The sequence below is a fragment of the Neomoorella carbonis genome (assembly GCF_045278715.1).
Taxonomy (GTDB): Bacteria; Bacillota; DSM-521; order Neomoorellales; family Neomoorellaceae; genus Neomoorella; species Neomoorella carbonis.
In genome coordinates, this window is sequence record NZ_CP136420.1 from 2066556 (window position 1) to 2092801 (window position 26246).

A 26246-nucleotide genomic window follows, 5' to 3' on the forward strand; every position below is an offset into this window, starting at 1 on the left:
TTTCCCTCCCTGCTTTAAAAAGTTTTACCCGCCAGCATCAGAAGCTGTTCCACCAGCGGCCCCAGGGCCAGGGCCGGGAAAAAGGTCAGAGCGCCGACGATGAGCACCACCGCCGCCAGTAAACCGGTGAACAGCAGGGTGGTAGTCTGGAAAGTTCCTGGACCCGGCGGTGCGGCTTTTTTCGCCGCCATACTGCCGGCGATGGCCAGAACCGGCAGGATAACGCCGAAGCGGCCGATAAGCATGGCCAGGGCAAGGGCGATGTTATAAAAGGGTTTATTGGCGTTTAAGCCGGCAAAGGCGCTGCCGTTATTGCCCGCCCCCGAGGCAAAGGCGTAAAGGATTTCACTCAAACCATGGGGGCCGGGATTTAAGATAGATGCCGTACCGGCCCTGGTTGCGACCGCCAGGCCGCTGCCCAGCAATATGGTCGCCGCCGGTATAAGTACAGCCAGGATGGCCATCTTCATCTCCCGCGATTCGATTTTCTTACCCAGGTATTCCGGCGTCCGGCCTACCATCAGGCCGACGATAAACACCGTGAGGATGACAAAGATCAGCATCCCGTACAGGCCGGAACCAACCCCGCCAAAGACAACTTCCCCCAGCATCATCTGCAGCATGGGGATCAGCCCTCCCAGGGGCGTCAGACTGTCGTGCATGGCGTTAACGGCGCCGCTGGAAGCGGCGGTAGTTACAGTGGCAAAAAGGGAAGAGCTGGCGATGCCAAAGCGGACCTCCTTCCCTTCCATGGCCGTGGGACCGCTCACCCCCAGGGCGCGGAGGGTGGGATTACCATAGCGCTCGCTGCCGTAAACTACCCCCACAGCCAGGACAAAAAGGAGCAGCATGGCGGCCAGGATGGCCAGGCCCTGGCGGCGGTTACCTACCATGTGGCCGAAGGTAACGGTCAACGCCGCCGGGATGACCAGGATGGCCAGCATCTCCAGCAAATTGGTCAAAGGTGTGGGGTTCTCGAAGGGGTGGGCGGAGTTGGCGTTAAAGAAACCGCCGCCGTTGGTGCCCAATAATTTAATGGCTTCCTGGGAAGCCACCGGGCCCATGGCCAGGGTCTGCCGGCCCCCTTCCAGGGTGGTCACCGTCAGGTAGGGGCTCAGATTCTGAATAACCCCCTGGGATACCAGAACCAGGGCGAAGATCAGGGAAAGGGGTAACAGTACCCAGAGAATGCTCCGGGTGAGATCCTGCCAGAAGTTGCCGATGGTCTTGGCCGAGCGCCGGGCCAGGCCGCGGGTCAGGGCGACGACCACGGCGATGCCGGTGGCGGCGGAAAGGAAGTTCTGCACCGTCAGGGCGGCCATCTGGGTAAAGTAGCTCATGGTCCTCTCGCCGCCGTAGGCCTGCCAGTTGGTATTGGTCATATAACTGGCGGCAGTGTTGAAGGCCAGGTCCGGCGGTACGGCGCGGAAATGCTGGGGATTGAAGGGCAGTACACCCTGGAGGCGCTGGATCAGGTAAACAGCCACCATGCCCAGAAAATTAAACACCAGGAGCGTGGCAGCATACTCGCGCCAGTTCATCTCGCGGCCGGTATTCACTCCCGCCAGGCGGTAGATCATCCCCTCCAGGGGTTTGAGTACCGGGTCGAAAAGGGTCCTTTCCCCGCTAAAAACCCTAGCCATATACCGCCCCAAGGGTACAGCCAGGAGCAACAACAGCACCAGGTATAGAACTATTTGCAGGATATCCGTAATTATTACCGCCATCTGTCACCCCACCCTAAAGCTCCTCGGCCCGCATCAAGGCATAGACCAGATATACCAGCAACGCCACGGCAACTAAACCACCGAGAATAAAATCAAACATAAACCTTCCTCCTGAGGTGAAATATCCGGGTTACATTTTCCCGCTTTTCCTGAACTTTTATCCTTGATTGCTTCCTCTCCCCTCGCCTGCCGGCACCGTCCATCCTTAAAACAGGGCCGGAATCAGGTAAGCGTTCTCCGTTTATCTTTTTTAACCCGGTTTCGTGGTGCGCGGCGGTGGCGCCGACCTCCTTGTGGCGCCGACCTCCGTGCAGGCTTAATTTTATCTCCACTGGCGATCAATTAGGTGTCAAGAAACAATGGCGGGAAGTAAAAAAAATATAAAGACGCCATCTGCAGAAAGAAGCCCCCTCTTTCCCATGCCGCCTTTGGGAAAAGAGGGGGCTTGCTTTTACCTGCGTCCTGGCAGATTGCCGCTGTCAGGCTCCGAAGACTTCGGAAGCCACTTTTAGTCCATCGCTGGCTGTAGTGGCAAAATAGTCTGCACCAGAATAATTCTTGACCGCTTCATTTACATAATTGCCACCTATAACCACCTTGGGTTTCAGCCCCGCAGCCCGGATGGCTTCAATGGTCTCTTTTAACGCTCCCTGGCAACTGGTTAAAAGCACGCTCATACCCACCAGCGGAGCATTGGTCTCCTTAATGGACTCAACAAATTTTTCCTTAGGCACGTCCACACCCAGGTCAACAACGTTATACCCCGCGCCTTTCAGAAGCATTATTACGATATTTTTCCCCAGGTCGTGAATATCTCCTTTAACAGTACCGATAACGATTGTTCCTTTATGTTCAGTGCTCGCGCCGCTTAAATGGGGTTCTAAGATGTCCATAGTGTTTTTCATAATTTCGCCAGCCATAACTAGTTCACTTAAGAAGTAGTCACCGCGCTCAAATCGGTTACCTACTTCCACCATACCTTCTTGCAAGGCTTTGACAATCTCAAGAGGAGCAACTCCACTCCCAAGTAATTCTTTAACTAAGGCGTTCACCTGTTCCTCTTCCAATTCAGCCATGGCCTTGGATAAAGAATTTGTCAGCATAGCTTAAATAACACCCTTTCTTTAATCTCTTTTATTTACCGCTGCACCCAAAACCAAATAAAGGCATAAGCGAAAGCATCAAGCATTTCCCATTCCTTTTTGACAATTTCCTCATTGCCGGCTAATCGCCCCAACTCTTCCTTCTTAATCTTCCAAGGTACACACGTGCCGGCTTCCGGGATAAAGGATTTCACCTTGTTATCGGCCATTGTTTCCCCTCCTCCGCTTAATAATCCTTAATAAACACCGTACTCTCGTGCTGCTTCAATCATGGCTAAAATATTTTCCCGTTTAGCGTCGCCCATAACAACCCCACCTGGAGCAAGGACAAATCCTCCATCACCGGCCAATTCATCAATAGCTCGCTTAACACAATCCTTTACTTCTTCCGGTGTCCCATAAGTTAGAAGTGTGGTGGGAACACCGCCGTAAAGGCAGAACCTACCACCAAAAATCTCTTTGGCTTTTCTGGCATCAGTTAAATCAATGCAAAAAACAATACTCTTCTCCGGTAATTCAGCTATCTTTTCAAGATAAGGTGTCCAATCGCCTTCGGCAAAGAAAAACGTCCTCTTTCCCAAAGCCCAAAGGCCCTCGATAACCGCCTTCCAGGAAGGCCAGTAATATTTTTGCCAGTACTCAAGGCTTAAAAAGGGGTAAGCTCCTTTATGAAGGGGCGCAAAACAAGGTAAAGATGTATCACCCGCAGCAGTAATCATGGCATATGCAATATTGTGAGGTACAATGGCTTCGCAAGCGGCCAAGACTTTCTCTGGTCGACGACGAAGATCCACCAGAATCCCTTTGGTTCCCCGCAGAGCGTCACCCAAGGTATCGAAAGGTGCTTTGGTCATCCCGGTCCCATAGGGTACTATCCCATATTCCTTCGCCCATTTTTCACTCGCCTTAGCCGACTTATCGTTATGCATGGCAAAAGCAGCGGCACTTTTAATTAAAGCCACAGTGGCCCGGTATGAGCCGGGTTCGCCAAACTCCTCACATATACGCGGTAAATACTTGGTAGCGAGCCATTGGGTAGGATCGGCGATAAACTCGTCATAGTCTTCAGGCTTCATATACTCTTCTTCTATATATTGGAAGCCAGAGTTTTCTCCAAAATAAATTCCCGGAAATTTATATAACTTGCATTTTATAGCATCAAACATGGGAGGCCACCATAAATTCAAGGAGCCAAACATAACATCAAAATCAAGGTCACGGATCGCCCCGGCAATAATTTCTGTGGACTTGTCAACATTGTAATATACTTCCTGGAGAGTGGTGTTGGTGTACTTAACGACCCATTCACCAAGGGGAAAAACTACGGGAACTTTATCCGGCTTGCCACACTCCAGGGCTACGGTATAGCGCTTAAATCTTTCTTGATAAAGCATGTCTTTATCGCTCATTCTATAATTCCCTCCCTTATGCTTGTAATAGATTCTCATTCCCCATGGGCACGTGTTACATTTGATTCATTATCCCATATTGCCTGCTCGTTTGCTTCGCCTCCCCCCTTTACGACTCACAGCTCTTCAATCCTCCAACGCTCCTTTCCTATACGCCTTTAGAAATTTTTTACCGAAGGGATCATTACCCATTAATAAATCCAATGTGGTTAGCAAAGTCATGATTTTGGTGTCCAACGGGTCAAGTATAGCAGCGTCCATACCGTGCGCCATGCAAATCGCCAGGAAATAGCGATTAATAAGCTTTCTTTTAGGCATGTTGAAAGAGATGTTACTTAAACCCGATACTGTTTTTACCTTAAATAGCCGTTTAATTTCGGTCAGGCATTGGAAAAATATTACTGCATTGGTGTGACCCACAGCTAGAGGAAGCACCAGAGGGTCGATATAGAGATTATTCAAATCATAATTGTGTTTGGAAAGGATCTCCACCATACGCTCAGTAATTTTGATCCTGTCTTCCACGGTTTTGGGAATACCGTTGTCATCAACGGTCAAGCCGATTACCGGACATTGGTACTCCAAAACAAGCGGTAGCACCTCTTCAAGACGATTTTTCTCTAAAGAAATGGAATTAATTATAACTTTACTTTTATCACCTTTAAAACTTTCCAAAGCCTTTTTAATGGTCATCCCTGAAGTGCTGTCAATACATAAAGGTACTTCAGTTACTTCTTGCACAGTGCGCACGAGCCACTCCATATCCTCCACTTCTTTACAGTGCGCAGTATTCAAATCTAAATAATCAACCCCTGCCGCTACTTGTCTAAGGGCAAGGTCTTGAACAGCAGCTGCATCTTTGCAGTCAATGATTTGGCGTATACCGGGTATAGCGCTATTAAGTTTTTCACCAATTATCAACATTTACTGCAGCCTCCATTCTATCGTCCAATTTAAATTAAACCACAATAATCTCAATTCCGCATGACCTTGGCATATTTGTCTACCTGTATATACATATTTATTCTATGTATTTTCGATAATTCCTTCTTAATTAAGAACAAAAAATTATGTTGTTCCCTTCTTACTTTTAGTAGATAAGGTTTTCAAATGTTTATATAACCCTCATCCCCAGCCAGCGCCGGCAGATGGCCACTCCTTCCACAGCCTCCCGCACCCAGGCGTCGGCACCCACATACTGGCAGACACGCTCATTGACCAGCCCTCCTATAAGTACTTTGACCGCAGGTTTGGGAGCCAGCATGCGGACCAATTGGACGGTCCGGCGCATGGATTCAAATGCAGAAGTCAGCAAAGCCGATAGCCCCAAAACCCGGGCGCCTGTTTCCTGGACAATATTCAAAAAAATATCGGGCGGGATGTCTACCCCTGCATCGTAGACGCGGAAACCTTCACATCGCAGCAGGGAGATGGTTATGTTTTTGCCGATGTCATGGATGTCGCCCTCTACCGTGCCAAAAACGATGTCGGCTTTGCCCGGCTGGTCCTGAGAAATTGGTGAGATCGACAAAAAGGGTTCTAGAACCCGCAGAGCCTCCTGGAATATTTCCGCCGACATAACCAGGTCACATAAAAAATATTCCCCCTCCGCATAACGCTCCCCTACGATTTTAAGCCCCTGCCGGCATTCTTCTACAATTTCCAGGGGCGACTTCTGCTCGCGGAGGGCTTTTCCAACCAGTTCAAGGACTTTCTTTTCCTCTAATTCTGCCATAGCCAGGGCTAAAGGTCCCAACACCAACCACCTCTTTCATTTTTTAGTAGATTCCAGGTCTGTTACTCAAAGACTAAATTGCCGCGGGAACCGAAGTCAATTGATATCGATCGCCACGGTATAGACACCATCCCCAGCCTACCGGCCGACCATCCCCGGCCAGGAGTACCTGCTCCAGCAAAAAGGCCGGGGAGCCGGGAGCAACACGTAAAGCGCGGGCCTCTTCGTCATTCAGGGATGTCACCTGCAAGATCATTTTGCTGCTTACCGGCAGGGCTTCGGCATGTTTCTCCACCATGTCCGGGAGCGCCTGGTACTGGAGCTCATTCTCAAGGATAGGGCGTCCCCGGTCGTAACGCAGGTATTTACGGTCATAGGCCAGAGGTTCACCGCCGGCCAAAAGGGAACGGCGAATATAGAGTACCTTCGTCCCTGCCGGAACTTGCAATTTGCCGGCCGCCTTTTCCGGCGCGGGAACCAGCCTGGCTTCCAGCAGCCGGACACTGGAAGTCAAGCCTCGTGCGGCCACCTCCTTGTGGAATTCTTCCATGATAAAAACCGCGCGATCCAGCTCGGGGCGGGAGACAAAAGTACCTTTCCCTCTTTCAGTGCGAATGAGGCCGGCCCTGGCCAGCTGGCTCAGGCTGCGGCGGACGGTCATGCGGCTTAACCCGTATTTTTCACTCAGCTCCGCTTCGGAGGGTAAAGCCTCGCCCGGACGGTATTCTCCTAACCTGATTTGGCGTTCCAGGATCTGTGCCAGCTGATAGTAAGGAGGTACAAAAGAGCTTTTGTCTATAGCCATATGTTAACCACCTCACTCAGGTAGAAGTAACCAGCATAACAACCCCGGGTTCCAAGGAAACTTTGTCGTTTATACAACTATTCTCTATTTATTTGATAATTCCTGCTTAACCCAAAGTGGCTCCTAAATTAAAAGGCCCCAGTCAAGTCCAGGGGCCGCTACATTATACTCTTTTTACCTGCGTCCCGGCAGGTTGCCGTTGTGGATTTCAAAGCTCCAGTTAAGGCCGTTATTGTTGTCCCAGTTGTTGGCGCTGTCCTTGAAGCAGATGTTCAGGCGGCTGCCGTCTTCCACCCGGATGTTTTTCACCCAGCCGTAGCCGGTACGCTCCATGCGGTAATCATAGATATTCTGCCAGTTATCGGCGTCGCCGTAACCGGTATGCAGCCATATCTGGTCGGCGCCGCAGGCATCCAGGAGGCCGTGGTAAAGGATGGTCACTTCATCGCCGGCGGTAATGGGTACCGGGTCCACCACCACCCCGCCGGGATATTCGGCCGCCCGCATCTGCTGCAGGCGCGTCCGCTCATCACTTACAAAGCGGCTGCGGTTTTTATCGCCCAAATCTATAACCTCCTCAGGAAAAGTTGCTAAAATTAGTTTCCCTGGAGCGAGGCCGGGCTATGCAACTTTACCGCCTTTCCAACCAGTCTTTACTGGCATACTTCGCCCTTAACTCCTCCAGGCGACCTTTTTCACCGTCTGTCAGTTCTCCCGGGATAAACTCCAGGCCGTAAAGACTGGTAAAGGCCCGGACTATACTGGCCTTTATTTCCCCTCCTTCGACCCGGCGGCCTAAAATTTCCTCCAGGCCGCAGGCCTGGTGGTAAAATTTATCCTTGAGGCGCCGGCGTACGGCTTCCGAAGGCATCTTCAGGACGGCAAAAAGGTCGTCAACATTTAAAGCAATTACAATCGACCCATGCTGGAGGACCACGCCTCCCTTTCGGGTCTGGGCGCTGCCTACAACTTTGCGCCCACCGCTGGTTATCTCATACCAGGAGGGGGCATCAAAGCAGGCGGCCGAAGTATGCTCATCCTGGCCTCCTTTGCGACCGGAGGCAATCTCCACCGGCGCTCCCAGTTCCCTCAACCCCAGGGCCAGGGCCTCCGCCAGGCGTAAGTAAGAAGGGCGAATGCCGCCGGTCATGAGGGGATGGTCCTCCCGGGCCACCACGCTGTAGGTTACTTCGTTATCATGGAGGACGGCCCGGCCGCCGGTTAAGCGGCGCACCAGCCCCAGACGCCGTCTTTTTACGGCCTCCAGGTCAATTTCTTTCTCTAACTGCTGGAAATACCCCAGGGAAATGGTAGGCGGCGACCAGGCGTAAAAACGTAAGGTCGGCGGCGTTTTGCCTTCCCGGTGCTCCAGGAGAATGGCCTCGTCCACGGCCATGTTGGTGTAAGGGTCGGCCACGCCGGTATCTAATAGCCGCCAGGTTTCAACTGGCATATATATATCCCCCCGCAATTACCCCCTGATATTGACATACCTCTCGCATAATGCTATCCTGTAAATAGATGGGAAAATATGTAATAATATTGCAGGTGTTGAAAATGCCTGACAGAAGCAGCGACTGGCTGCGGCAAGCAGAAGCAGACTTAAGGCATGCCATTAACTCGTTTAACGCCGGGGATTTTGAATGGTCCTGTTTTGCCGCCCAGCAGGCTGCGGAAAAAGCAGTAAAGGCATTATTTCAAAAGTTGCATCTTGACGCCCGGGGTCATACCGTGTCCATTTTACTGGCAAATCTTCCCGCGGAAATTGCCGTGCCCGAAAAATTGATTGAAAAAGCCAAAGTTATCGACAAGCATTATATCCCGGCCCGCTATCCGAACGGCTTCGAAATCGGAGCGCCAACCGATTTTTACACTGCCGGGGAGGCCGACACCGCCATCAAGATTGCAGGTGAAATCATTGAATTCTGTAAGAGTCATTTCCGTTGACGAAAATACTGTCAGAAATGCCCTGGCAGACCTGGCGGCAAGATTGAAATCCAGGCCGGAAGTCCTGGCTGTTTACCTCTGCGGTTCCTGGGCCAGGGGGAACTACACCCCGTATAGCGACATCGACCTTTTGATCCTCGTTACAAATGACGATAGAAAACCCTGGGATAGAGTACCGGATTATTTGCCCGGCAAATTTCCCGTGGGGCTGGACCTTTTTGTGTACACCCCCGACGAACTTAAAAAAAGCCGTTTCGCGGGGGAGCTTTTAAAAAACGCCAAACAACTCTAGCCATGGACCTGCTTGTTCAGGTGCTTGATAACGTTTTGGTAAGGAGCAAAGCCGGCACCCCCCACCTGCCGGCTTTGTTCATCTATTCGCCAGGGACAACTATTTTCCCTGCCAGCGTAAAACCGGGTTCCTGGCCGCACCCACCTCGTCCAGGCGCCGCACCGGGGTGTTATGGGGAGCCTGATGCAGAACCTCCGGGTCCTCGACTGCCTCTTTAGCAATAGCTATCAAAGCATCGCAGAAGGCATCCAGGGTTTCCTTGGGCTCGGTTTCCGTGGGCTCGATCATCATGGCCTCATGGACAATCAGGGGGAAGTAGATGGTCGGCGCGTGGAAGCCGTAGTCGAGGAGGCGCTTGGCGATATCCAGGGTATGAACGCCGGCCTCATTTACCTCCTTGGGCGGCGCAATAACAAACTCATGCTTGCACACCCGGTCGAAGGGCACCTTGAAGTAGGGCCTGAGCCGCGCCAGCATATAGTTGGCGTTTAAAACGGCCTGCTCGCTGGCTTCCTTCAGGCCGGAAGCTCCCAGGGTACGGATATAGGCATAGGCCCTGACCATCACGCCGAAATTACCATAGAAGGAACGTATCCGGCCGATGGTCTGCGGCCGGTCGTAATCCAGGTAATACCGGCCGGCATCATCCCGGGCCACCACCGGTACCGGCAGGAAGGCCGCCAGGTGCTTTTTAACCCCCACCGGGCCGCTACCAGGCCCGCCGCCGCCGTGGGGGGTGGAAAAGGTCTTGTGGAGGTTCAAGTGCACCACATCGAACCCCATATCCCCCGGTCGGGTAATACCCATAATGGCGTTCAGGTTGGCGCCGTCGTAATAGAGGAGCCCGCCGGCCCCATGGACCAGGTCGGCCATGGCTTCAATATCGCTTTCAAAAATCCCTAGCGTGTTGGGATTGGTCAGCATGAGGGCCGCCGTCCGGGGGCCGACGGCTGCTTTCAAAGCTTTAAGATCTACCAGACCTCGCTCGTCGGAAGGTATCTGGATTACTTCCAGGCCGGCCATGGCGGCGCTGGCCGGATTGGTCCCGTGGGCGGAATCCGGCACCAGCACCTGGCGGCGTTCCATCTCGCCGCGGCTCTGATGATAGGTGGCAATTATGGCCAGGCCGGTAAACTCGCCGTGGGCGCCGGCGGCCGGCTGCAGGGTAACGGCATCCATACCGGTGATTTCCGCCAGGTACTCCTGCAGGTTGTACATGAGTTCCAGGGCGCCCTGGGCCGCCTCAATCGGTACCAGGGGGTGCAGGTTGGTAAAGCCGGGCAAAGCGGCGACCGCTTCATTGACCTTGGGGTTGTACTTCATAGTGCAGGAGCCCAGGGGGTAAAAACCCGTATCCACCCCATAGTTCATGCTCGCCAGGTGGGTAAAGTGGCGGACGACTTCCACTTCGCTCAGCTCCGGCAGGGCGGCATCAGCCCGGCGGCAGGCGGCTGCCGGGAGGTAATCTTCTACCTTCCCCGGCACGTCGCACTCCGGCAGGGTATAACCCCGCCGGCCGGGAGCCCCCAGTTCAAAAAGCAGCGGTTCCGTCCTCATGCCAGGATCCCTCCCATGGCCGCTACCAATGCGTCAATTTCGGTCCTGGTCCGCACTTCCGTGACGGCAAATAGTATGGCGCCGGCGATTTCCGGGTAATAAGGGCTCAAATCAAAACCGGCGGCAAAACCCTGAGCTGCCAGGCCCCGGGCCACTTCATCAGGCGTGAGTTTCGTCCTCAGGACAAACTCGCAAAAGAAGGGTCCATGAAAGACCGGCGTCACCCCCGGCAGGGCGGCCAGCCTGGCGTAGGCGTAGTGGGCCTTCAGCAGGCACTGGCGGGCCACTTCCTTCAGACCCTCCTTCCCCAGGGCCGCGAGATATATGGTAGCCGCCAGGGCGCAGAGGGCTTCATTGGAGCAGATATTGGAAGTAGCTTTTTCGCGGCGGATATGCTGCTCCCGCGCCTGGAGGGTCAGGACAAAGGCCCGTTTGCCTTCGACATCCGTGGTCTGGCCGACGATACGGCCCGGCAACCGCCGTACCAGTTTCTCCCGGGCGACGATGAAGCCCAGGTAGGGACCGCCGAAGTTCAGAGGATTGCCCAGGCCCTGGCCCTCGCCCACGGCCAGGTCGGCCCCGTATTCCCCCGGTGCCGCCAGCAGCCCCAGGGAAATGGGGTCCACGACGGCAATGCTTAAAGCCCCGGCCTTATGGGCCAGTTCCGTTGCCGCGTCCATGGGCTCAATTTGACCAAAGAAATTGGGATTCTGCAGGACAACCCCGGCCACTTCCTTTCCGGCCATCTTTTCCAGGGCGACCAGGTCCGTCCGGCCGTCGGCCAGGGGTATCTCTTTAAGCTCAACTCCCTGGCCTTTGGTATAGGTGGCCAGGACGGCCCGATACTGGGGATTGACAGCCCGGGAAACTAAAATCTTCCGGCGCCTGGTGGCGTTGCAGGCCACCAGGGCCGCTTCGGCCGTGGCCGTAGCCCCGTCGTAATGGGACGCCGTGGCTACATCCAAGCCCGTAAGTATACACATTAATGATTGAAATTCAAAAATGGCCTGTAAAGTCCCCTGGCTGATCTCGGCCTGGTAGGGCGTGTAGGCCGTATAAAACTCCGACCTGGCCAGGAGGTTGCCAACAACGCTGGGAATGTAGTGCTCATAGGCACCGGCGCCCAGGAAGGAGACCAGTCTTTTATTCTTTCCCGCCAGTTCCTCCAGGTGGCGCCGGACCTCGGCCTCCGCCATGGGCCGGGGAAGATCGAGTTCCCGGCCCAGGCGAACGGCCGCCGGTATGTCGTTAAAAAGCTCTTCCATCCGGTTGGCACCGCAGGCCGCCAGCATCTGCTGCCGTTCCGCCGCCGTGGTGGGAATGTACGTCATCCCCCTACTCCCCCTTCTCCTCCTTCACCATTTGCCGGTAAGCGCCGGCATCCATCAGGTCTTCCACTTCAGCCGGGTCACTCATTTCCAGCTCAATCATCCAGCCCTTGCCGTATGGGTCGGCGTTGATGTCCTGGGGTGAATCCAGGAGGGCTTCATTGACGGCGACGACCTTGCCGCCTACCGGTGCGTAGACATCGGATGCCGACTTGACGGACTCGACGACGCCAAAGCTGTCGCCGGCAGCCAGTTCGTCGCCCACCTGGGGTAACTCGACAAAAACGATATCCCCCAGAGATTCCTGGGCGTAGTCGGTAATGCCGATGCGGGCACGGTTGCCCTCAACTTCCACCCACTCATGATCCTTGCTGTAATACAGGTTGGCAGGGAATTCCATGTTCCCATTCCTCCTTCCTAGTTTCTAGGCCGGCGGTAGAAGGGGAGATCCACCACCACGGCGCGCTGCAAGCGGCTGCGGATGCTCACCTCTACTTCGGCACCGGCACTAACAGTTCCTGCTGCCACCAGGGCCAGGGCGATATTTTTCCCTAAAGTGGGGGCATAGGAACCGGAAGTAATATAGCCGATTTCCCGGCCACCCGCCAGGACGGGGTACCCCGGCCGGGGGATGCCCCGGTCAGCCATGGCCAGACCCACCAGCCGGCGTTTGGGGCCGGCTTCTCTTTGCGCCGCCAGGGCCGCCCGACCGATAAAATCACCCTTCGTCAGGGAGACAAAGCGGCTCAGGCCCGCCTCCAGGGGGTTGATGGCCGGGCCCAGCTCGTGGCCGTAAAGAGGCAGGGCTGCTTCGAGGCGCAGGGTATCCCGGGCCCCCAGCCCGGCGGGCACCAGGCCCGCCTCTTGACCTGCGGCCAGGAGCCGGCGCCACATGGCGGGGGCGTCAGCCGCCGCAAAATAGATCTCAAAACCGTCTTCCCCCGTATAACCGGTGCGCGAAATCAGGCAATCCACCCCCATGACCCGGCCCCTGGTCCAGCGGTAGTAGCCCAGGGGAGCAAGCTCCACGTCTGTGAGGGGCTGGAGGATCCCTAAGGCCCGGGGGCCCTGCAGGGCCAGCTGGGCCGTGGTCGCTGAGATATCGCTTACCTCCACTGCCAGGCCGGCGGCGTTCTCCCGGATCCAGGCAAAGTCCTTGTCGATATTGCCGGCGTTGACTACCAGCAGGTATTCGCTTTCCCCGCGGGGATAGACCAGGAGGTCGTCGACAACACCGCCGTCCGGGTAACACATGGGGCTGTAAATCACCCGGTCGCCGGCAGCCCGGGCGGCATCGTTGGTGATTAATTTTTGCACCAGGTTAAAGGCATCCGGTCCTTTAATGACAATCTCGCCCATGTGGGAAACATCGAAGAGCCCGGCACAGTTACGCACCTGCCGGTGTTCTTCGATGATGCCGGTGTACTGGACGGGCATCACCCAGCCGCCGAATTCCACCATCCTGGCGCCGGCAGCTATATGTTCTGCATACAAAGGTGTCTTTTTTAAGTCCGCCACCTGATCCACCTCGCTCTGTTAGTATGTCCATAAAAAAAGCCATCGCCGCATTATGCGGTGATGGCCTCTGTCCTGGTACCTGAGAGATTAGGCAGCTGCCTGCCTTCCCCTTTGGTGTTCCTTAAAGCCGGGCTTTAAGGAAGCTCTCCAGAGTTGGGTCCGGGAGCGGTACTTTTGCCTGAGAGGTTCCTTCCCCCGTCACCCGCCGGGGGAAATTGCTCCTTCGGCGCCCTGGAAAAGGGTCTCTTCCACTCCCTTCATCCGCCCGTTATGCAGTTTTCATATTATTATAATCTATTCGTCCTGCAAGTGTAAATTCCTGCCGCCCGAAAAAATTTTTCAGGTAATTTTTCCTTGACACTGGTGATGTAAAGTATAAGCGCGCATTAACAATCGCCAAGCTCTCCCTGGCGGAAGCTTTGCTCCACCAGCCTCCGAGCTGTTGGGCAGGCAGCTACCCCGCCGGTGCCGGTTTCCCGTAATGATGCTGGCAGGGCGCGGCCCACCTGGACCATGGCGGCTATTATCTCGTCAAAGGGTATATAGCACTGGACGCCGGCCAGGGCAATGTCGGCTGCCGCCAGGGCATGGGCCGCTCCGGTGGCGTTACGCATGACACAGGGGATCTCCACCAGGCCACCCACCGGGTCACAGACCAGGCCCATCAGGCCCTGCAGGGCCACCCCGGCGGCGGCGGCAGCCTGTTCCGGTTCCCCACCGGCCATTTCTACGGCTGCAGCCGCCGCCATGGCCGCAGCCACCCCGCATTCCGCCTGGCAGCCCAGGGCCGCACCGGAAAGGGAGGCCTGCCGGGCCGCTACCATGCCGATGCCGGCGGCTGTAAATAAACCGTCCACCAGTTGGTCTTCTATCAGGCCCTTTTCGGCTTCCAGGGCCAGCAGCACCCCCGGTAGTATCCCGCAGGAGCCGGCCGTAGGTGCCGCCACCACCCGGCCCATGGCGGCATTGACTTCGGCTATGGCCATAGCTATAGCAATTGCCCGGGCGGTGGTGGTACCGGAAAGGCTCTTACCGGTATGGCGCCACTCCTCCAGGAGCTTTCCGCCCCCGCCTACCAGGCCGCTGGGGGAACGGATATCCTCCGCCAATCCCTTCCGGGCTGCAGCCCGCATGACCTGGAGCCGACCGGCCATCATTCTGCGGACCTCTTCCCGGGGTTTGCCTTCCAGCTCCTCCTGGTAACGGATCACAACACCGGCCAGGGTTAATTTTTCTGTCCTCGCCAGTTCCAGGAGTTCGGCCATGTTGCGAAAGCTATACTGGGTCAATGCATATCACCCGTTCAATAATTGGTAAAGACCGCATGGCCGCTACCAGTCCCGGCGGGACCGGCTGGTCCGTTTCCACGACCATGAGAGCGTCTTCGCCGGCCCCCCGGCGGGAAACCCGCATGCCGGCGATATTCACCCCGGCCCCGGCCAGCAGGGCCGTAACCGAGGCTATCACCCCCGGCCGGTCCGGGTACACCGCCACCAGGGTCGGCAATTCGCAGCTCATCTCTACGGTAAAGGCATCGATTTTTTTTATTACCACCTGGCCGCCGCCCGGGGAAGAGGCTAACACCTGGACGGCCCGTTCTCTGCCTTTTAAGTTTAGCTGCACGGAATTGGGGTGGACGTCCCCCAGGTCTTTCTCGCCGAAGGTTACTTCCAGCCCTTGCCGGGATGCCAGTTCCAGGGCCTCCCGCACCCGTTCATCATCGACATTAAAGCCAAGGAGGCCGGCCACCAGGGCGCGGTCGGTGCCATGGCCGCGATAAGTACGGGCAAAGGAGCCGTGGAGCAAAATTTCCGCCCGGCAGGGCGGCTCACCCAGGATGGTCCGGGCCAGGCGGCCGATGCGTACAGCCCCGGCCGTATGGGAACTGGATGGCCCGATCATTACCGGGCCGATAATTTGAAAGGCATCCATGGACGCCACCCTTTAGTTTATTATAACCCGCTAGTGAAGCTGATGCGCCCTGGGCCGGGCACATGGCCCGGCACGTTGCTCCGTCTTACCAGGAGCAGTCTTTCCTCAAAACAAGTACCTATACCCCTTAAAAACAGCCCAAACAAGGTCTAGAATCCCTTTTTCCAGGTCAACATCAGCCCTTCCGGAGGCATCGAAAGTCACCTGCAACACCCTGCCATCAACCCGGAGCTTAAAGACAGGTTTTTCACCGGCGGTTAACAAGAGGAAACCATTGTTCTGGCTATTGGTAAAGTCGTCTTCGCTCCAGAAGAGGGTTAGTTTATCCTTATAAGGAGCGCCGTCATAAGGACAGAATGTCGCGCAGTTGCCGCATTCATTGCACATGCCGTCTACATGAACAATCTGGTTTATCTGCTGCAAACTGCCGCCGGCTACCTCAACGGCAATGTTGGCCCTGTTTGGGCATACTTCTGTACAAATATTGCAGGCAAACCCGCATTCCAGGCATCTCTCATGTTCTTTTTCCAGATCGGGCGCAGCAGCCTGGAGTGTACCTTTTTTCAGGTTAATTTGCTGCAGCCTCTTCCCCTCTTCAAACGAGACTAATGTGCTGGTTTGGCGCCCGATACCTTCCCGCGCCAGAATGGCCCTGGCAACCTTGCTGCCATCGGCAATGGCCTCCACTATTGTCGCCGGGCCGCGCAGGGCATCGCCGCCGAGAAATACATTTTCCACATTTGTTTCATTGGTCGCGGGATTAATGGCAATTTCCCCTTGCGCGTTAACCTCTATACCGTTTTTCTTCAGAATACCATAGTCCACACCCTGGCCGGTGGCTGAGATAACGGCATCAACTGCGATATTTTCAAACTCACCCTCTAGCGGAACTACACTACGCCTTCCGGAGGCATCCGGTTCACCAAGTTGCATCTTTTGACACTGCAATACACCGCCGGACCAGGAATGGGGAGACAAAAGCTCTTTCAAGATTATGCCCTCCGCCAGGGCCTCTTGGAGCTCTTCCCTCCTCGCCGGCATATACTCTTTGGTTCTTCTGTAGATTATATAAACTTTTTCAACTCCTGCCACCCTCAGGGCCGCCCTGGCGGCATCCATAGCCACGTCCCCGCCACCGATGACGGCCACCTTTTTACCCAATTGTACGACACTCCTGCCTGCTTTAAACTTCTCCAGGAATTCAATAGCGCTGACTACTTTTTCTCCGCCGACCTTTAGATCCAGGGCTTTGGGCTCTCCCGCCCCTATCGCCAGGTACACGTATTTGTAGCCTTCCCTTTTTAGCTGTGCGAGGGAAAAATCGGGATCTATGCCCAGTTTAAATTCGACGCCCGCCCCCTTAACCAGCTCCAGATCCCTGGCAATTGCTTCCCCGGCAATACGGAAAGGGGGGATAATATACGCAACGGTACCGCCAGGTTTTTCCCTTTTGTCAAAGATGGTGACATTCAAGCCGGCCCTGGCGAGAAAATAACTCGCAGCCAGGCCCGCGGGCCCCGCCCCGATAACGGCAACCCTGGCGGGACTTTTCCTCTCTGTTTTTACCCTCTGTTGCAGATAAGCCCGGCAGCCGTTTTCGGCAGCCATCCTCTTGATTTCGCGAATGCATACCGGCTCATCGTAGTCTAGACGGGTACATTTGGCCGCACAGAACTGGGGACAAAGGGAGCCGGTAATAAATGGCAGCGGGTTTTTGGCAATTATAAGTTCATACGCCTCGAGGTACCTCTTCTCCCCCACCAGCCTGATGTACTCCGGAATGTCCTGGCCGATGGGGCAGCCAGCGGTACAGGGCGCTATAAAGCAATCCGTTAAGGGTAATTTCTTGACCAGCTTCCGGCTGCTGCCGCCCCTTTTTTCCTTGTGATAATCAGGATCTTTAAAGGCGCCAGCCGCAAGCTCGGCGAGTTTTTCTACATCTACAGTATCTGATACCATATCCTGCAGGTACGGTTCCAGTTCCTCGGCGATTTGCTTTAACCGCAAGTAGCCGCCGGGTTTTAAGAGCGTCGTAGCCACGGTAATGGGCCATATTCCCGTCGCAAAAATGTGGGGAACGTTAAAAGCATCGCCACCGCCGGCGTAGGAAATTTTCAGCCGGCCGGCGAATTCCGCCGCCAGTCTGGCGGCAAGATTGATGGTCAGCGGGTATAACGCCCTGCCTGAGAGATACATTTCTTCGCCAGGCAATTCGCCTTTTGTGTTTTTCACCGGCAGGGTATTGGAAAGTTTGACGCCGAAACTCCTTCCGTGTTCCCGGGCAAACCCTTGCAGCCTCTTTAACAAGGCGAGGCCGTCGTCATATTGGAGGTCGTGGCTGAAAGACTCCTCTTTCAGGTGGATGTAATTGTAACCCATCCTGGCCAGGGCATCTTTTACAAATGTATAGCCCAGCAGGGTCGGATTCAGCTTGACAAAGGTATGCATTTTTTTCTCCGCCAGGAGATACCGGCAAATTGTTTCTATTTCCGCCGGAGGGCAACCGTGCATAGTCGAAAGGGTGACGGAGTTGCATATATTTGGCGAAATGCTGTCGATAAATCCTTCATCTACGCGGGCAAACCTTTTAATTTCCTCTTTTAAAATTTTTTTGCATTCCTGGAATATACCGGTCTGCGAGGCGTCCTTGAGCCCCTCGATGAATTTATCAACTTTGGGAGACTTTATTCCTTTCAGGTCATAGCCAACGCTCATATTGAATATGAAGCCCCGCTGCTCCAAATCCCACAATTCCTTCTGCAAAACATGTAACAGAAACCACGCCTTGACATACTCAGCAAAGGCTTCTTCAACGGTTAATTCGGTTGACCACTCCACATTGTAGCATTCATCCCCGGCATCAATACAGGGCTTGGGAATGTCCAACTGGTCCAGAACTTGAACCGTCTTCAGCTCAAAAAACCTGCCCCCGCAGAGGTAGGAAGCGACTATATTCTGGGCCAGCTGCGTATGGGGACCGGCAGCCGGCCCGATGGGAGTATCGAGATATTCGCCGAATAACTGCAGGGAGGCACTGGTTTTCTTCTCAAAAAATTTTACTTGCGATATGCCAAAAACGCTACTGTATTTTTCCCTCTCCTCAAGTATCCAGGATAAAAGTTTCCTGAACGGTATTGGACGCATCACGCTACCCATTGGCTATCCCCCCTATAAAAATGCAATCCAGGTCCTCACGAAAACCGCTTACCACATCACGATCCTACCTTTCCTCCCGGTCATAGGGGATGGCCAGGGCTCCGGGGGCCCCGATGTGCTTGACCAGGGTCTGGCGGGTGGCAATGATCAGGACCACCAGGGTCAGGATGTAGGGCAACATTTTTAAGAAAAAGGATGGAATGGCGATTTTGGTGGCTGCCTGGAGAGTATAGGTCAGGGCATCCACGCCGCCAAAGAGATAGGAACCGAGAAGCGCTTTAACGGGATCCCACACGGCAAAGATCACCAGGGCAACGGCAATCCAGCCCCGGCCGGCCGTCATATTCTCCAGCCAGCTGGGGGCATAGGCCAGGGAAAGGAAGGCACCGCCGGCGCCGGCCAGCATGCCGCCAATGATGACATAAAAATAGCGCAGGGCGAAGACATTGACCCCCAGGGCGTCGGCCGCCGCCGGATTTTCCCCTATGGCCCGTAAGTTCAGGCCCGGCCGGGTACGGTAAAAATAGTACCAGAGTAAAGGCACCAGGATATAGGTCAGGTAAACCAGGGGGTCATGGTTGAACAAAACCGGACCAATAATGGGAATATCCGCCAGGATGGGTATAGCCACCGGTTTAAAGCTCAGGGGGAGGGGAATGCCAACATAGGGTTTGCCGAGAAAGCCGCTTAAACCGGTGCCAAACATGGTCAGGGCCAGGCCGGTCACCACCTGGTTGGCGCGCAAAGTGATAGTTAAAAAAGCAAAGACGGCTGCCATCAACCCTGCCGCCAGCAGGGCCACAAAAAAGCCCAGCCAGGGGTTACCCGTGCGTACCGCTACCATGAAACCGGTCACGGCACCCACCAGCATCATGCCTTCCACACCCAGGTTTAAAACCCCGGCCCGCTCGGCCAGGATTTCTCCCAGGGCGGCATAAAGGATGGGCGTACCGGCAGTGATGGCTGCCGCCAGGGTGGCAATCCAGACAGAGTTTTCCATACTATTTCACCTCCCTGCGGCCAAAGTGCAGGCGGTAGCGGGTTAAAATCTCGCCACCGAGGACAAAGAAAAGGATGGCGCCCTGGAGCATGGACACCGTCGCCGCCGGCACGCCGGAAGTCTGGACGCTGTAACCCCCGACAATGAGGCCGCTAAACAGAAAAGACACCAGGATGATGGTCGCAGGGTGAAGTTTGGCCAGCCAGGCAATTATAATTGCCGTATAACCATATCCCGGAGAAATACCATGTTGCAGGCGGTGGGTAATGCCTGCCACTTCGCTCATGCCCGCCAATCCGGCCAGGGCGCCGCTCAACAGCATCACCAGGATAATGTTCCTTTCAATTTTAATCCCGGCGTAGCGGGCGGCCCGGGGACTTTCCCCAATAACCCGGATTTCGTATCCCCAGCGGGTATGCCAGAGAATAATGGTCAGCATGACGGCGGCCAGCAAGGCAAAAATAAAGCCCAGGTGGATGCGGGTGCCGGCAATGGTCGGCAGGGTTGCCGCCTCGCTAAAGGGTGCGGTCAGGGGAAAATTAAAGCCTTTGGGGTCCTTCCAGGGGCCGTAAACCAGGTAATCTACCCAGAGGATGGCCACATAGTTTAACATCAGGGTGGTAATGACTTCATTAACACCCCACCTGGCTTTGGGTAAGGCCGGCAACACGGCCCAGAGACCGCCCATGACTATCCCGGCTAAAAACATGGCCGGCAGCATAATATAGGCCGGTAAATGGGGAAAGGTCAGGGCTACAAAGCTCGCCCCAAAAGCACCCATATAGAATTGCCCCTCCGCTCCGATATTCCAGAGGAGCATGCGGAAGGCTACGGAAACGCCAAGGCCCGCCAGCATCAGGGGAATGGCCTTAACGACGGTTTCCGAAAGGCCGTATTTGGATCCGATTACGCCATCCAGCATATTTTGATAAACCTTCAAAGGATTATAGCCGGTTGCAGCTAAGAAAATGGCACCTACACCCAGGGCCAGGATGACGGCAGCAACAGGAACTATTATAGACATCACCCGGGAAGGTTCGAGGCGCTTTTCCCAGGTAATCAGGGGTGCCCGGCCCGGCAAGGAAGTTCCAAACATCAGGCACTAACCTCCATTCTTTTCGCCCCGGCCATCATCAGGCCCAGTTCCTCAATGCTGGCCTCTGCGGCGGCCATCAGGCCTGTAATTTCTCCTTCATACATGACAGCAATGCGGTCGGCCAGGCGGAAAAGCTCTTCCAGGTCTTCGGAGATTAAGAGGATGGCCGTCCCGGCTGCCCTTTGCTCCAGAAGCAACCGGTGTACTGTTTCCGTAGCGCCGACATCCAGGCCCCGGGCCGGATAAACGGCCACCAGGAGGCGCGGCCGGGTGGAGATTTCCCGGGCCAGGAGCAACCGCTGCAGGTTGCCGCCGGACATCATCTTCACCGGGGCATCCAGTCCCGCCATCTTAACCTGAAAACGTTCTACCAGCTCCCTGGCCCACTGGCGCGCCGCCCGCCTGTTGAGAAGGACCCGGCCCCAGCGGTGGTGGCGGTATTCTTTCAAAAGCAGGTTATCAACAGCCCCCAGGTTGGGTACCAGACCCATGCCCAGGCGATCCTCGGGTATATAACTCACCCCGGCGCTAATTACCCGGCAGGGATCGCACTGGCCCAACTCCTGTCCGGCGACGTTAATAGTCCCCTCATGGCAGGGTCGTAAACCGGCAATAACCTCCGCCAGTTCCCGCTGGCCGTTACCGGCCACCCCGGCTATACCGAGGATCTCGCCGGCATGAACTGCCAGGTTTATGCCCTTTAAGGCCGGCAGCCCCTTATCATTTAAAGCCTTTAAATTCTTTATCTCCAGGACTTTGTCGCCTTTCCTGGCGGCAGGTTTACTCACCTGCCACAGAATCTCCCGGCCGACCATCATCCGGGCCAGTTCCTTCTCGTTTGTTTCGCTTTTTTTGACAGTGGCCACGGTTTTCCCGCCCCGTAAAATGGTAATGGTGTCGGCGGCATCCATAACTTCCTGCAGTTTATGGGTAATAAAGATTATGGCGCAACCGCGGGCGGCCATCTTTTTCAACGTCTGGTACAGGTCCCGTGCTTCCTGGGGAGTCAAAACCGCCGTCGGCTCGTCCAGAATCAACACCCGCGCGCGGCGGTATAAGAGCTTGATAATCTCGACGCGCTGCTGTTCGCCTACCGACAGTTGCCAGATACGCGCCTGGGGATCTACCTGGAGACCGTATTCTTGAGAAAGGGCGGCTATCTCTCCGGCCAGCTTGTTCAGGTTGAGTTTGAGGCCCCCCTTAAGACCCAAGGCCACGTTTTCCGTCACCGTAAAGGGCGCCACCAGGCGGAAATGCTGATGGACCATACCGATTCCCGCCGCAATGGCATCCCGGGGCGAGCGAAAATTCACCCTGTGCCCATCAATATAGATTTCCCCGCCATCGGGCCGGTACAACCCGGTAAGGATACTCATAAGGGTACTCTTACCGGCACCGTTTTCCCCCAGAAGGGCATGAATTTCCCCCGCCTGGACGGATAAATTAACCCCGTCGTTGGCCACCACGCCGGGGAAAACCTTAGTTATTCCCCGCATCTCTACCAGGGGTATTGCCATAAAAAAATGCTTCCCTCCCCGTGCATCGTTTTGCTATGAACTTATCTTTAAATGATTCGCTACCTCGAGATAAAATTCCTTCCCCATAATATAATTTTAATTAAATTTTGACCTTCTAAATACTATACTATTTAACACCCAATTTATAGTTAAGGCCGTGGAAATAAATCCCACGGCCTCCCGTTTAACTCGTGCTATTTTATTTGGGGATCTCGCCTTCTACACCTTCTACAAACCAGTTAAAACCTAGAACTTCTTCGTGGCTCATCTTCTGGCCTTCCTGTACCCGCACTTTACCGCTCTGGTCCTTGATGGGTCCCTGGAAGACGTAGAACTTGCCGTCAATAATTTCCTGCTTCTTCTTATTCACCAGATCGCGGACCTCCTGGGGCACCTTGTCGCTGAAGGGCCCGAGGTCAACAACACCATCCTTCATGGTCCCGTAGTAGTCTTCTGATTTCCATGTCCCGTTCTTGACGGCTTCCACTGTTTTAACATAGTACGGGCCCCAGTTCCAGATTGGCGATGTCAGGTTGGCATTGGGAGCGAACTGGCGCATGTCGCTGTTATAACCGATACCATATTTGCCCCGCTCCTGGGCCGCCTGCTGGGGCCCCGGCGTATCCTGGTGCTGGGCAATGACATCGGCCCCGGCATCTAAGAGGCTCAAAGCTGCCTGTTTTTCGGCCGCCGGATCATACCAGGTATTGGTCCAGACTACCTTTACCTTGACGTTGGGGTTAACTGAACGCGCCCCCAGGGTAAAGGCGTTGATGCCGCGGATTACTTCCGGAATGGGATGGGCGGCGACATAGCCCAGGATATTGGATTTGGTCATTTTGCCGGCGACCATGCCAGAAAGGTAACGGGGTTCTTCCATAGCCCCAAAGTAGGTCCCGACGTTTTTGGCCGTCTTATAGCCGGAGCAGTGCATAAAGACAACGTCGGGATATTTTTCGGCCACTTTAATTACGTAATCCATATAACCGAAGCTGGTAGCAAAGATAACTTTATTGCCCTTTTCCGCCAGCTCCGTTAAAACTCGTTCCACGTCAGCCCCTTCGGGGACATTTTCTATATAATATGCTTCTACCCATGGTAATTTATCCTGCAAGTACTTGCGCCCCTGCTCATGGGCCCAAGTCCAGCCGGCATCACCAATCGGTCCCACATAAATAAAGGCAACCTTCATTTTCTGGTCTGCAGCCTGCCCTGCAGCCGCCGGCTTTTCCCCGCTCTGGCTGTTCCCGGCCGGTTTCTGGCCGCCGCAGCCGGCGGCAAATACAGCTACCGCCAGGACCAGGAGCAACACTGGTATGAAACGCCATCCTTTACGCATCATGTGTCCATAGCCTGTCCTGCAAACTATGGACGCCACCTCCTTTTTGATGTTTTTTCAATCGAGGCCGTTGCCGCTTTTCTCTTTCCCGCTATAACTCCCCCCTTGTAATGTAACTCCCGGCACGACAAATCACCGGGGAACTCTCCCGGACCTGGCTCCTGCCAGGTTTTGGAGCAAATTAAAAACCAGGCTCCCGCAGCGCGACAATTGGTAATCACCTTCGTAGTCAAGGAATTCCGGTCACCTGGTATATACTCCCATCCCGGTTCCACTACCGGAACTATGCAAAGACTATAGGAAAAGGCTCCAGCTTGTATAATAAGTTCGCCGCTATTTTTTAAAATCCTGCTGGAACTAAATGACCGGATTAAACAAGGTGGAGAACATCGAAAAGGCCCTGGATAAATTGCCGCTGTTGTCAAAGAGCTATAGAGAAAGGCCATGGTTTTTGGGGCCTTAAAAAAACGTCTACCTGAGGGTTTGTTAACCCCCCTGTAGACGTCTTCGCCTCTGGGAATTTTACTATTCGACATCAATCTCTATTTTCCTGCCGGTGGCCCGGGAAAAAGCTGCGGTCAAAGCCCGGGTAACCAGGACGGCCGTCATATCTTTGCGATAGGCGCTGGAACCACGGAGGAGGCTGTCCCGGGGCCGGGCTGCTTCTCTGGCCGCCGCCGCGGCGCGGGCAATTACCGCTGCCGTGGGCTCCCGGCCGATAAGGACCCTGGCCGCTTCCTCACACAGGAAAGGCCGGGGTGCCACCGGGGCGATGCAGATACGCGCCCGGGTGCACTTCCCCCCTACCACCTGGACCCGGACGGCAACATTGAGCATGGGCAGGGAAAGGGCCCGCCGTGGCGAAAGGCGGGCAAAGGCCGACCCTTCACCTTCTCCCCACAGGTCAACGGTAAAGCGAGTTAAAAGCTCCCGGCCGGCGTTTACCCTGGAACGGCCGACGCCTTCGTATAGGTCTGCGACCGGTGTCTGGCGTTCACCTTCCGGTCCCAGGATGGTGGCTACGGCTCCCAGGGCCACCAGGGCCACAGCCGTGTCGGCCGCCGGCTGGGCGTTCACTACATTGCCCCCCAGGGTGCCGACATTGCGTATCTGGGGCGAGCCAACGGCTGCAGCGGCTGCCGCCAGGGCCGACAGCTTGGCCCGGATAAGCTCTGACGTTGCCACCCGGGTGTGGGTGACGGCCGCGCCCAGTATTATCTTGCCGTTATCTTCCGCGATTATCTTTAGTTCTGGAATACGGGTAATATCGATCAGGGTATTGACCTGGAGTTTTTCTTCTTTAAGGTCGATTACCAGGTCGGTGCCCCCGGCAATGAGGCGCGCCCCCGGGTGGACGGCCAGCATGGTAAGGCACTCGGCCGCCGAGGTGGCAAAAAGGTACTGCTGGGGCATATTTATCTTCTCCTTAACCCTAAAACCTCTCCCACACTTTAACCGCCAGTTCCCTGGCCCTGGCGGCGATGGCCGCCTCGTCCAGGTGCAGGAGCCGCCGTTCCCGCATGAGGACTTTGCCGCCAATAATGGTCGTGTCCACCAGCCCGCCGTTAAAGCCGAAGAGGAGGTGGCCAAACCAGTTGGCCGCCGTCAGGGGGGTCGGCGCCTGGTAATCCACCAGGATGACGTCGGCATAGGCGCCGGGTTCCAAGCGGCCCAGGGGGTGGGGGTAGAATTGGGCCACGATGCGGCGGTTATTGGCAAAAACCATGGCCGGGACTTCCGCCCAGCCGGCGTTGGGGTCGCCGGAAACAAGCTTGCGCAAAACATTGGCCACCTTGAGGGATTCAAACATATCGCTGGTATAGCCGTCCGTCCCCAGGCCGACCACCACCCCCGCCGCCAGCATATCCCCTACCGGAGCGCAGCCGACGGCATTACCCATGTTGGATTCCGGGTTATGGACCACCAGGGTGCCGGTTTCCTTGAGGATGGCTATTTCCCTCTCGGTCACATGGACACAGTGGGCGGCGACAGTTCTGGGACCCAGAATACCGTGGTCAGCCAAACGCTCCACCACCCGCTTGCCCTCGCGTTCCAGGGCATCTTCTACGTCCTGGATGCCTTCCGCCACGTGGATGTGGAAGCCGCTGCCAACCTCGGCCGCTGCCTCACGGCAGGCGGCCAGGGTGGCGTCAGAGAGGGTAAAGGAGGCATGGAGGCCGAAGGTAGCGCTAACCAAACCTTCCTGGCCGCGGTATTTTTTAATGGTGGCAATATTCTCTTCAATACCTTCCCGCATAATGGCCTCACCGTCACGGTCGGAAACCTCATACGCCAGGCAGGTACGGACACCGGTTTCGGCAGCCGCCCGGGCGATCATCTCCAGGCTGCCGCGAACGGCGCGGGGGCTGGCGTGGTGGTCCAGGATGGTGGTGGTACCGCTCTTGATGCAGTCAATGAGGGGAAGCAGGGCGCTGTAATAGACGTCCTCCAGGGTAAGGGCCTTGTCCAGGCGCCACCAGAGGCGCTGCAAGATTTCCAGGAAGTTGGCCGGCGGCGCGTCCTTCAGGGCCATGCCCCGGGCGAAGGTGCTGTAAAGGTGCATGTGGGTATTAATCATCCCGGGCATAATCACCATGCCCCGGGCGTCAAGCCATTCAGCTTCCGGGTAGCGCCGCCTTAATTCAGCTGTAGGTCCGACGGCGACAATCCGGTCGCCGTCAATGGCCACTGCACCATTTTCCTGGTAGGGATTTTCCGGCACCAGGGACAACAGGCGACCGTTACCGATAAGGAGCATAATTATACCTCCAAAAATGTTTCTTTA

General features: G+C 55.4%; 25 protein-coding genes and 2 riboswitches. Of the genes, 2 read left to right on the plus strand and 23 right to left on the minus strand.

The genetic code is table 11. The features are described 5' to 3' along the window. Window positions 1-14 precede the first annotated feature (14 nt). The 10 genes from kdpA to MCACP_RS10665 form a co-directional block, all read right to left on the minus strand. Entirely contained in the window at window positions 15-1727 is a 1713-nt protein-coding gene (gene kdpA / locus MCACP_RS10620) for a potassium-transporting ATPase subunit KdpA (protein WP_406676731.1), read from the minus strand. A 13-nt stretch (window positions 1728-1740) separates the two neighbouring features. After that, window positions 1741-1827, minus strand: a complete 87-nt coding sequence (gene kdpF / locus MCACP_RS10625) for a K(+)-transporting ATPase subunit F (RefSeq protein ID WP_106004198.1) — start codon at window positions 1825-1827, stop codon at window positions 1741-1743. 379 nt (window positions 1828-2206) lie between these two features. Then, window positions 2207-2830: a cobalamin B12-binding domain-containing protein gene (locus MCACP_RS10630; protein WP_406676732.1), complete on the minus strand. Its 624-nt coding sequence runs from the start codon at window positions 2828-2830 to the stop codon at window positions 2207-2209. A gap of 35 nt (window positions 2831-2865) precedes the next feature. Then, a complete protein-coding gene (locus MCACP_RS10635) occupies window positions 2866-3039 on the minus strand; it encodes a hypothetical protein (protein ID WP_406676733.1) in 174 nt (57 codons plus the stop codon). A gap of 27 nt (window positions 3040-3066) precedes the next feature. Next, a complete protein-coding gene (locus tag MCACP_RS10640) occupies window positions 3067-4239 on the minus strand; it encodes a uroporphyrinogen decarboxylase family protein (RefSeq protein ID WP_406676734.1) in 1173 nt (390 codons plus the stop codon). Between the two features lie 126 nt (window positions 4240-4365). After that, window positions 4366-5163 (minus strand): dihydropteroate synthase, encoded by a 798-nt coding sequence (locus MCACP_RS10645; protein WP_406676735.1) that lies wholly within the window; start codon window positions 5161-5163, stop codon window positions 4366-4368. A 190-nt stretch (window positions 5164-5353) separates the two neighbouring features. After that, window positions 5354-5998, minus strand: a complete 645-nt coding sequence (locus MCACP_RS10650) for a cobalamin B12-binding domain-containing protein (RefSeq protein ID WP_406676736.1) — start codon at window positions 5996-5998, stop codon at window positions 5354-5356. A gap of 49 nt (window positions 5999-6047) precedes the next feature. After that, window positions 6048-6779: a GntR family transcriptional regulator gene (locus MCACP_RS10655; protein ID WP_406676737.1), complete on the minus strand. Its 732-nt coding sequence runs from the start codon at window positions 6777-6779 to the stop codon at window positions 6048-6050. A 174-nt stretch (window positions 6780-6953) separates the two neighbouring features. Next, on the minus strand, window positions 6954-7343 hold the full coding sequence (locus tag MCACP_RS10660; protein ID WP_406676738.1) for a carbohydrate-binding protein: 390 nt from the start codon (window positions 7341-7343) through the stop codon (window positions 6954-6956). Between the two features lie 67 nt (window positions 7344-7410). Further along, window positions 7411-8232: a lipoate--protein ligase family protein gene (locus tag MCACP_RS10665; RefSeq protein ID WP_406676739.1), complete on the minus strand. Its 822-nt coding sequence runs from the start codon at window positions 8230-8232 to the stop codon at window positions 7411-7413. A 104-nt stretch (window positions 8233-8336) separates the two neighbouring features. Between MCACP_RS10665 and MCACP_RS10670 the strand changes: the two genes are divergently transcribed. Both MCACP_RS10670 and MCACP_RS10675 read left to right on the plus strand, forming a co-directional pair. Beyond that, window positions 8337-8726, plus strand: a complete 390-nt coding sequence (locus MCACP_RS10670) for a HEPN domain-containing protein (protein WP_406676740.1) — start codon at window positions 8337-8339, stop codon at window positions 8724-8726. Then, window positions 8698-9018 (plus strand): nucleotidyltransferase domain-containing protein, encoded by a 321-nt coding sequence (locus MCACP_RS10675; protein WP_406676741.1) that lies wholly within the window; start codon window positions 8698-8700, stop codon window positions 9016-9018. Before MCACP_RS10670 ends, MCACP_RS10675 begins: the two co-directional genes overlap by 29 nt. Before the next feature lie 99 nt (window positions 9019-9117). Here MCACP_RS10675 and gcvPB read toward each other — a convergent pair whose 3' ends face one another. From gcvPB to ssnA, 13 genes are all read right to left on the minus strand, one after another. Further along, on the minus strand, window positions 9118-10575 hold the full coding sequence (gene gcvPB / locus MCACP_RS10680; protein WP_406676742.1) for an aminomethyl-transferring glycine dehydrogenase subunit GcvPB: 1458 nt from the start codon (window positions 10573-10575) through the stop codon (window positions 9118-9120). Continuing rightward, window positions 10572-11906 carry an aminomethyl-transferring glycine dehydrogenase subunit GcvPA gene (gcvPA, locus tag MCACP_RS10685; RefSeq protein ID WP_406676743.1) on the minus strand — a complete coding sequence of 445 codons (1335 nt, stop codon included), beginning with the start codon at window positions 11904-11906 and terminating at the stop codon, window positions 10572-10574. Before gcvPA ends, gcvPB begins: the two co-directional genes overlap by 4 nt. A 4-nt stretch (window positions 11907-11910) precedes the next feature. Further along, window positions 11911-12303, minus strand: coding sequence for a glycine cleavage system protein GcvH (gene gcvH / locus MCACP_RS10690; RefSeq protein ID WP_406676744.1), 393 nt, complete (start codon window positions 12301-12303; stop codon window positions 11911-11913). A gap of 17 nt (window positions 12304-12320) precedes the next feature. After that, window positions 12321-13421 (minus strand): glycine cleavage system aminomethyltransferase GcvT, encoded by a 1101-nt coding sequence (gene gcvT / locus MCACP_RS10695; RefSeq protein WP_406676745.1) that lies wholly within the window; start codon window positions 13419-13421, stop codon window positions 12321-12323. Window positions 13422-13486: 65 nt separating this feature from the next. Next, window positions 13487-13574, minus strand: a riboswitch (glycine riboswitch). 3 nt (window positions 13575-13577) lie between these two features. Further along, window positions 13578-13682, minus strand: a riboswitch (glycine riboswitch). 125 nt (window positions 13683-13807) lie between these two features. Beyond that, complete coding sequence (sdaAA, locus tag MCACP_RS10700; protein ID WP_406676746.1) at window positions 13808-14710, minus strand: L-serine ammonia-lyase, iron-sulfur-dependent, subunit alpha; 903 nt, start codon at window positions 14708-14710, stop codon at window positions 13808-13810. Beyond that, window positions 14697-15353, minus strand: coding sequence for an L-serine ammonia-lyase, iron-sulfur-dependent subunit beta (sdaAB, locus tag MCACP_RS10705; protein ID WP_406676747.1), 657 nt, complete (start codon window positions 15351-15353; stop codon window positions 14697-14699). Before sdaAB ends, sdaAA begins: the two co-directional genes overlap by 14 nt. 105 nt (window positions 15354-15458) lie before the next feature. Continuing rightward, window positions 15459-18509 carry a putative selenate reductase subunit YgfK gene (gene ygfK, locus MCACP_RS10710; RefSeq protein WP_406676748.1) on the minus strand — a complete coding sequence of 1017 codons (3051 nt, stop codon included), beginning with the start codon at window positions 18507-18509 and terminating at the stop codon, window positions 15459-15461. A gap of 64 nt (window positions 18510-18573) precedes the next feature. Further along, window positions 18574-19509 carry an ABC transporter permease gene (locus tag MCACP_RS10715; RefSeq protein ID WP_406676749.1) on the minus strand — a complete coding sequence of 312 codons (936 nt, stop codon included), beginning with the start codon at window positions 19507-19509 and terminating at the stop codon, window positions 18574-18576. 1 nt (window position 19510) lies between these two features. Next, window positions 19511-20605 (minus strand): ABC transporter permease, encoded by a 1095-nt coding sequence (locus MCACP_RS10720; RefSeq protein ID WP_406676750.1) that lies wholly within the window; start codon window positions 20603-20605, stop codon window positions 19511-19513. Next, window positions 20605-22122, minus strand: a complete 1518-nt coding sequence (locus MCACP_RS10725) for an ABC transporter ATP-binding protein (protein WP_406676751.1) — start codon at window positions 22120-22122, stop codon at window positions 20605-20607. The genes MCACP_RS10720 and MCACP_RS10725 overlap by 1 nt, the downstream gene beginning before the upstream one ends. A 199-nt stretch (window positions 22123-22321) precedes the next feature. After that, window positions 22322-23464 carry a BMP family ABC transporter substrate-binding protein gene (locus MCACP_RS10730; RefSeq protein ID WP_406676753.1) on the minus strand — a complete coding sequence of 381 codons (1143 nt, stop codon included), beginning with the start codon at window positions 23462-23464 and terminating at the stop codon, window positions 22322-22324. Between the two features lie 522 nt (window positions 23465-23986). After that, window positions 23987-24874, minus strand: a complete 888-nt coding sequence (locus tag MCACP_RS10735) for an FAD binding domain-containing protein (RefSeq protein ID WP_406676754.1) — start codon at window positions 24872-24874, stop codon at window positions 23987-23989. Between the two features lie 19 nt (window positions 24875-24893). Then, entirely contained in the window at window positions 24894-26219 is a 1326-nt protein-coding gene (ssnA, locus tag MCACP_RS10740) for a putative aminohydrolase SsnA (RefSeq protein WP_406676755.1), read from the minus strand. Window positions 26220-26246 lie beyond the last annotated feature (27 nt).

Excerpts from the sequence above, each read along its gene's own strand:
- sdaAB (WP_406676747.1), bottom strand. The coding sequence starts at position 15,353 with ATGGATGCCTTTCAAATTATCGGCCCGGTAATGATCGGGCCATCCAGT.
- MCACP_RS10670 (WP_406676740.1), top strand. The coding sequence starts at position 8,337 with ATGCCTGACAGAAGCAGCGACTGGCTGCGGCAAGCAGAAGCAGACTTA.
- MCACP_RS10720 (WP_406676750.1), bottom strand. The coding sequence starts at position 20,605 with ATGTTTGGAACTTCCTTGCCGGGCCGGGCACCCCTGATTACCTGGGAA.
- MCACP_RS10730 (WP_406676753.1), bottom strand. The coding sequence starts at position 23,464 with ATGATGCGTAAAGGATGGCGTTTCATACCAGTGTTGCTCCTGGTCCTG.
- kdpA (WP_406676731.1), bottom strand. The coding sequence starts at position 1,727 with ATGGCGGTAATAATTACGGATATCCTGCAAATAGTTCTATACCTGGTG.
- ssnA (WP_406676755.1), bottom strand. The coding sequence starts at position 26,219 with ATGCTCCTTATCGGTAACGGTCGCCTGTTGTCCCTGGTGCCGGAAAAT.
- MCACP_RS10640 (WP_406676734.1), bottom strand. The coding sequence starts at position 4,239 with ATGAGCGATAAAGACATGCTTTATCAAGAAAGATTTAAGCGCTATACC.
- MCACP_RS10635 (WP_406676733.1), bottom strand. The coding sequence starts at position 3,039 with ATGGCCGATAACAAGGTGAAATCCTTTATCCCGGAAGCCGGCACGTGT.
- kdpF (WP_106004198.1), bottom strand. The coding sequence starts at position 1,827 with ATGTTTGATTTTATTCTCGGTGGTTTAGTTGCCGTGGCGTTGCTGGTA.
- MCACP_RS10715 (WP_406676749.1), bottom strand. The coding sequence starts at position 19,509 with ATGGAAAACTCTGTCTGGATTGCCACCCTGGCGGCAGCCATCACTGCC.
- gcvPB (WP_406676742.1), bottom strand. The coding sequence starts at position 10,575 with ATGAGGACGGAACCGCTGCTTTTTGAACTGGGGGCTCCCGGCCGGCGG.
- gcvH (WP_406676744.1), bottom strand. The coding sequence starts at position 12,303 with ATGGAATTCCCTGCCAACCTGTATTACAGCAAGGATCATGAGTGGGTG.
- gcvPA (WP_406676743.1), bottom strand. The coding sequence starts at position 11,906 with ATGACGTACATTCCCACCACGGCGGCGGAACGGCAGCAGATGCTGGCG.
- MCACP_RS10725 (WP_406676751.1), bottom strand. The coding sequence starts at position 22,122 with ATGGCAATACCCCTGGTAGAGATGCGGGGAATAACTAAGGTTTTCCCC.
- MCACP_RS10665 (WP_406676739.1), bottom strand. The coding sequence starts at position 8,232 with ATGCCAGTTGAAACCTGGCGGCTATTAGATACCGGCGTGGCCGACCCT.
- MCACP_RS10735 (WP_406676754.1), bottom strand. The coding sequence starts at position 24,874 with ATGCCCCAGCAGTACCTTTTTGCCACCTCGGCGGCCGAGTGCCTTACC.
- MCACP_RS10655 (WP_406676737.1), bottom strand. The coding sequence starts at position 6,779 with ATGGCTATAGACAAAAGCTCTTTTGTACCTCCTTACTATCAGCTGGCA.
- ygfK (WP_406676748.1), bottom strand. The coding sequence starts at position 18,509 with ATGGGTAGCGTGATGCGTCCAATACCGTTCAGGAAACTTTTATCCTGG.
- MCACP_RS10630 (WP_406676732.1), bottom strand. The coding sequence starts at position 2,830 with ATGCTGACAAATTCTTTATCCAAGGCCATGGCTGAATTGGAAGAGGAA.
- MCACP_RS10645 (WP_406676735.1), bottom strand. The coding sequence starts at position 5,163 with ATGTTGATAATTGGTGAAAAACTTAATAGCGCTATACCCGGTATACGC.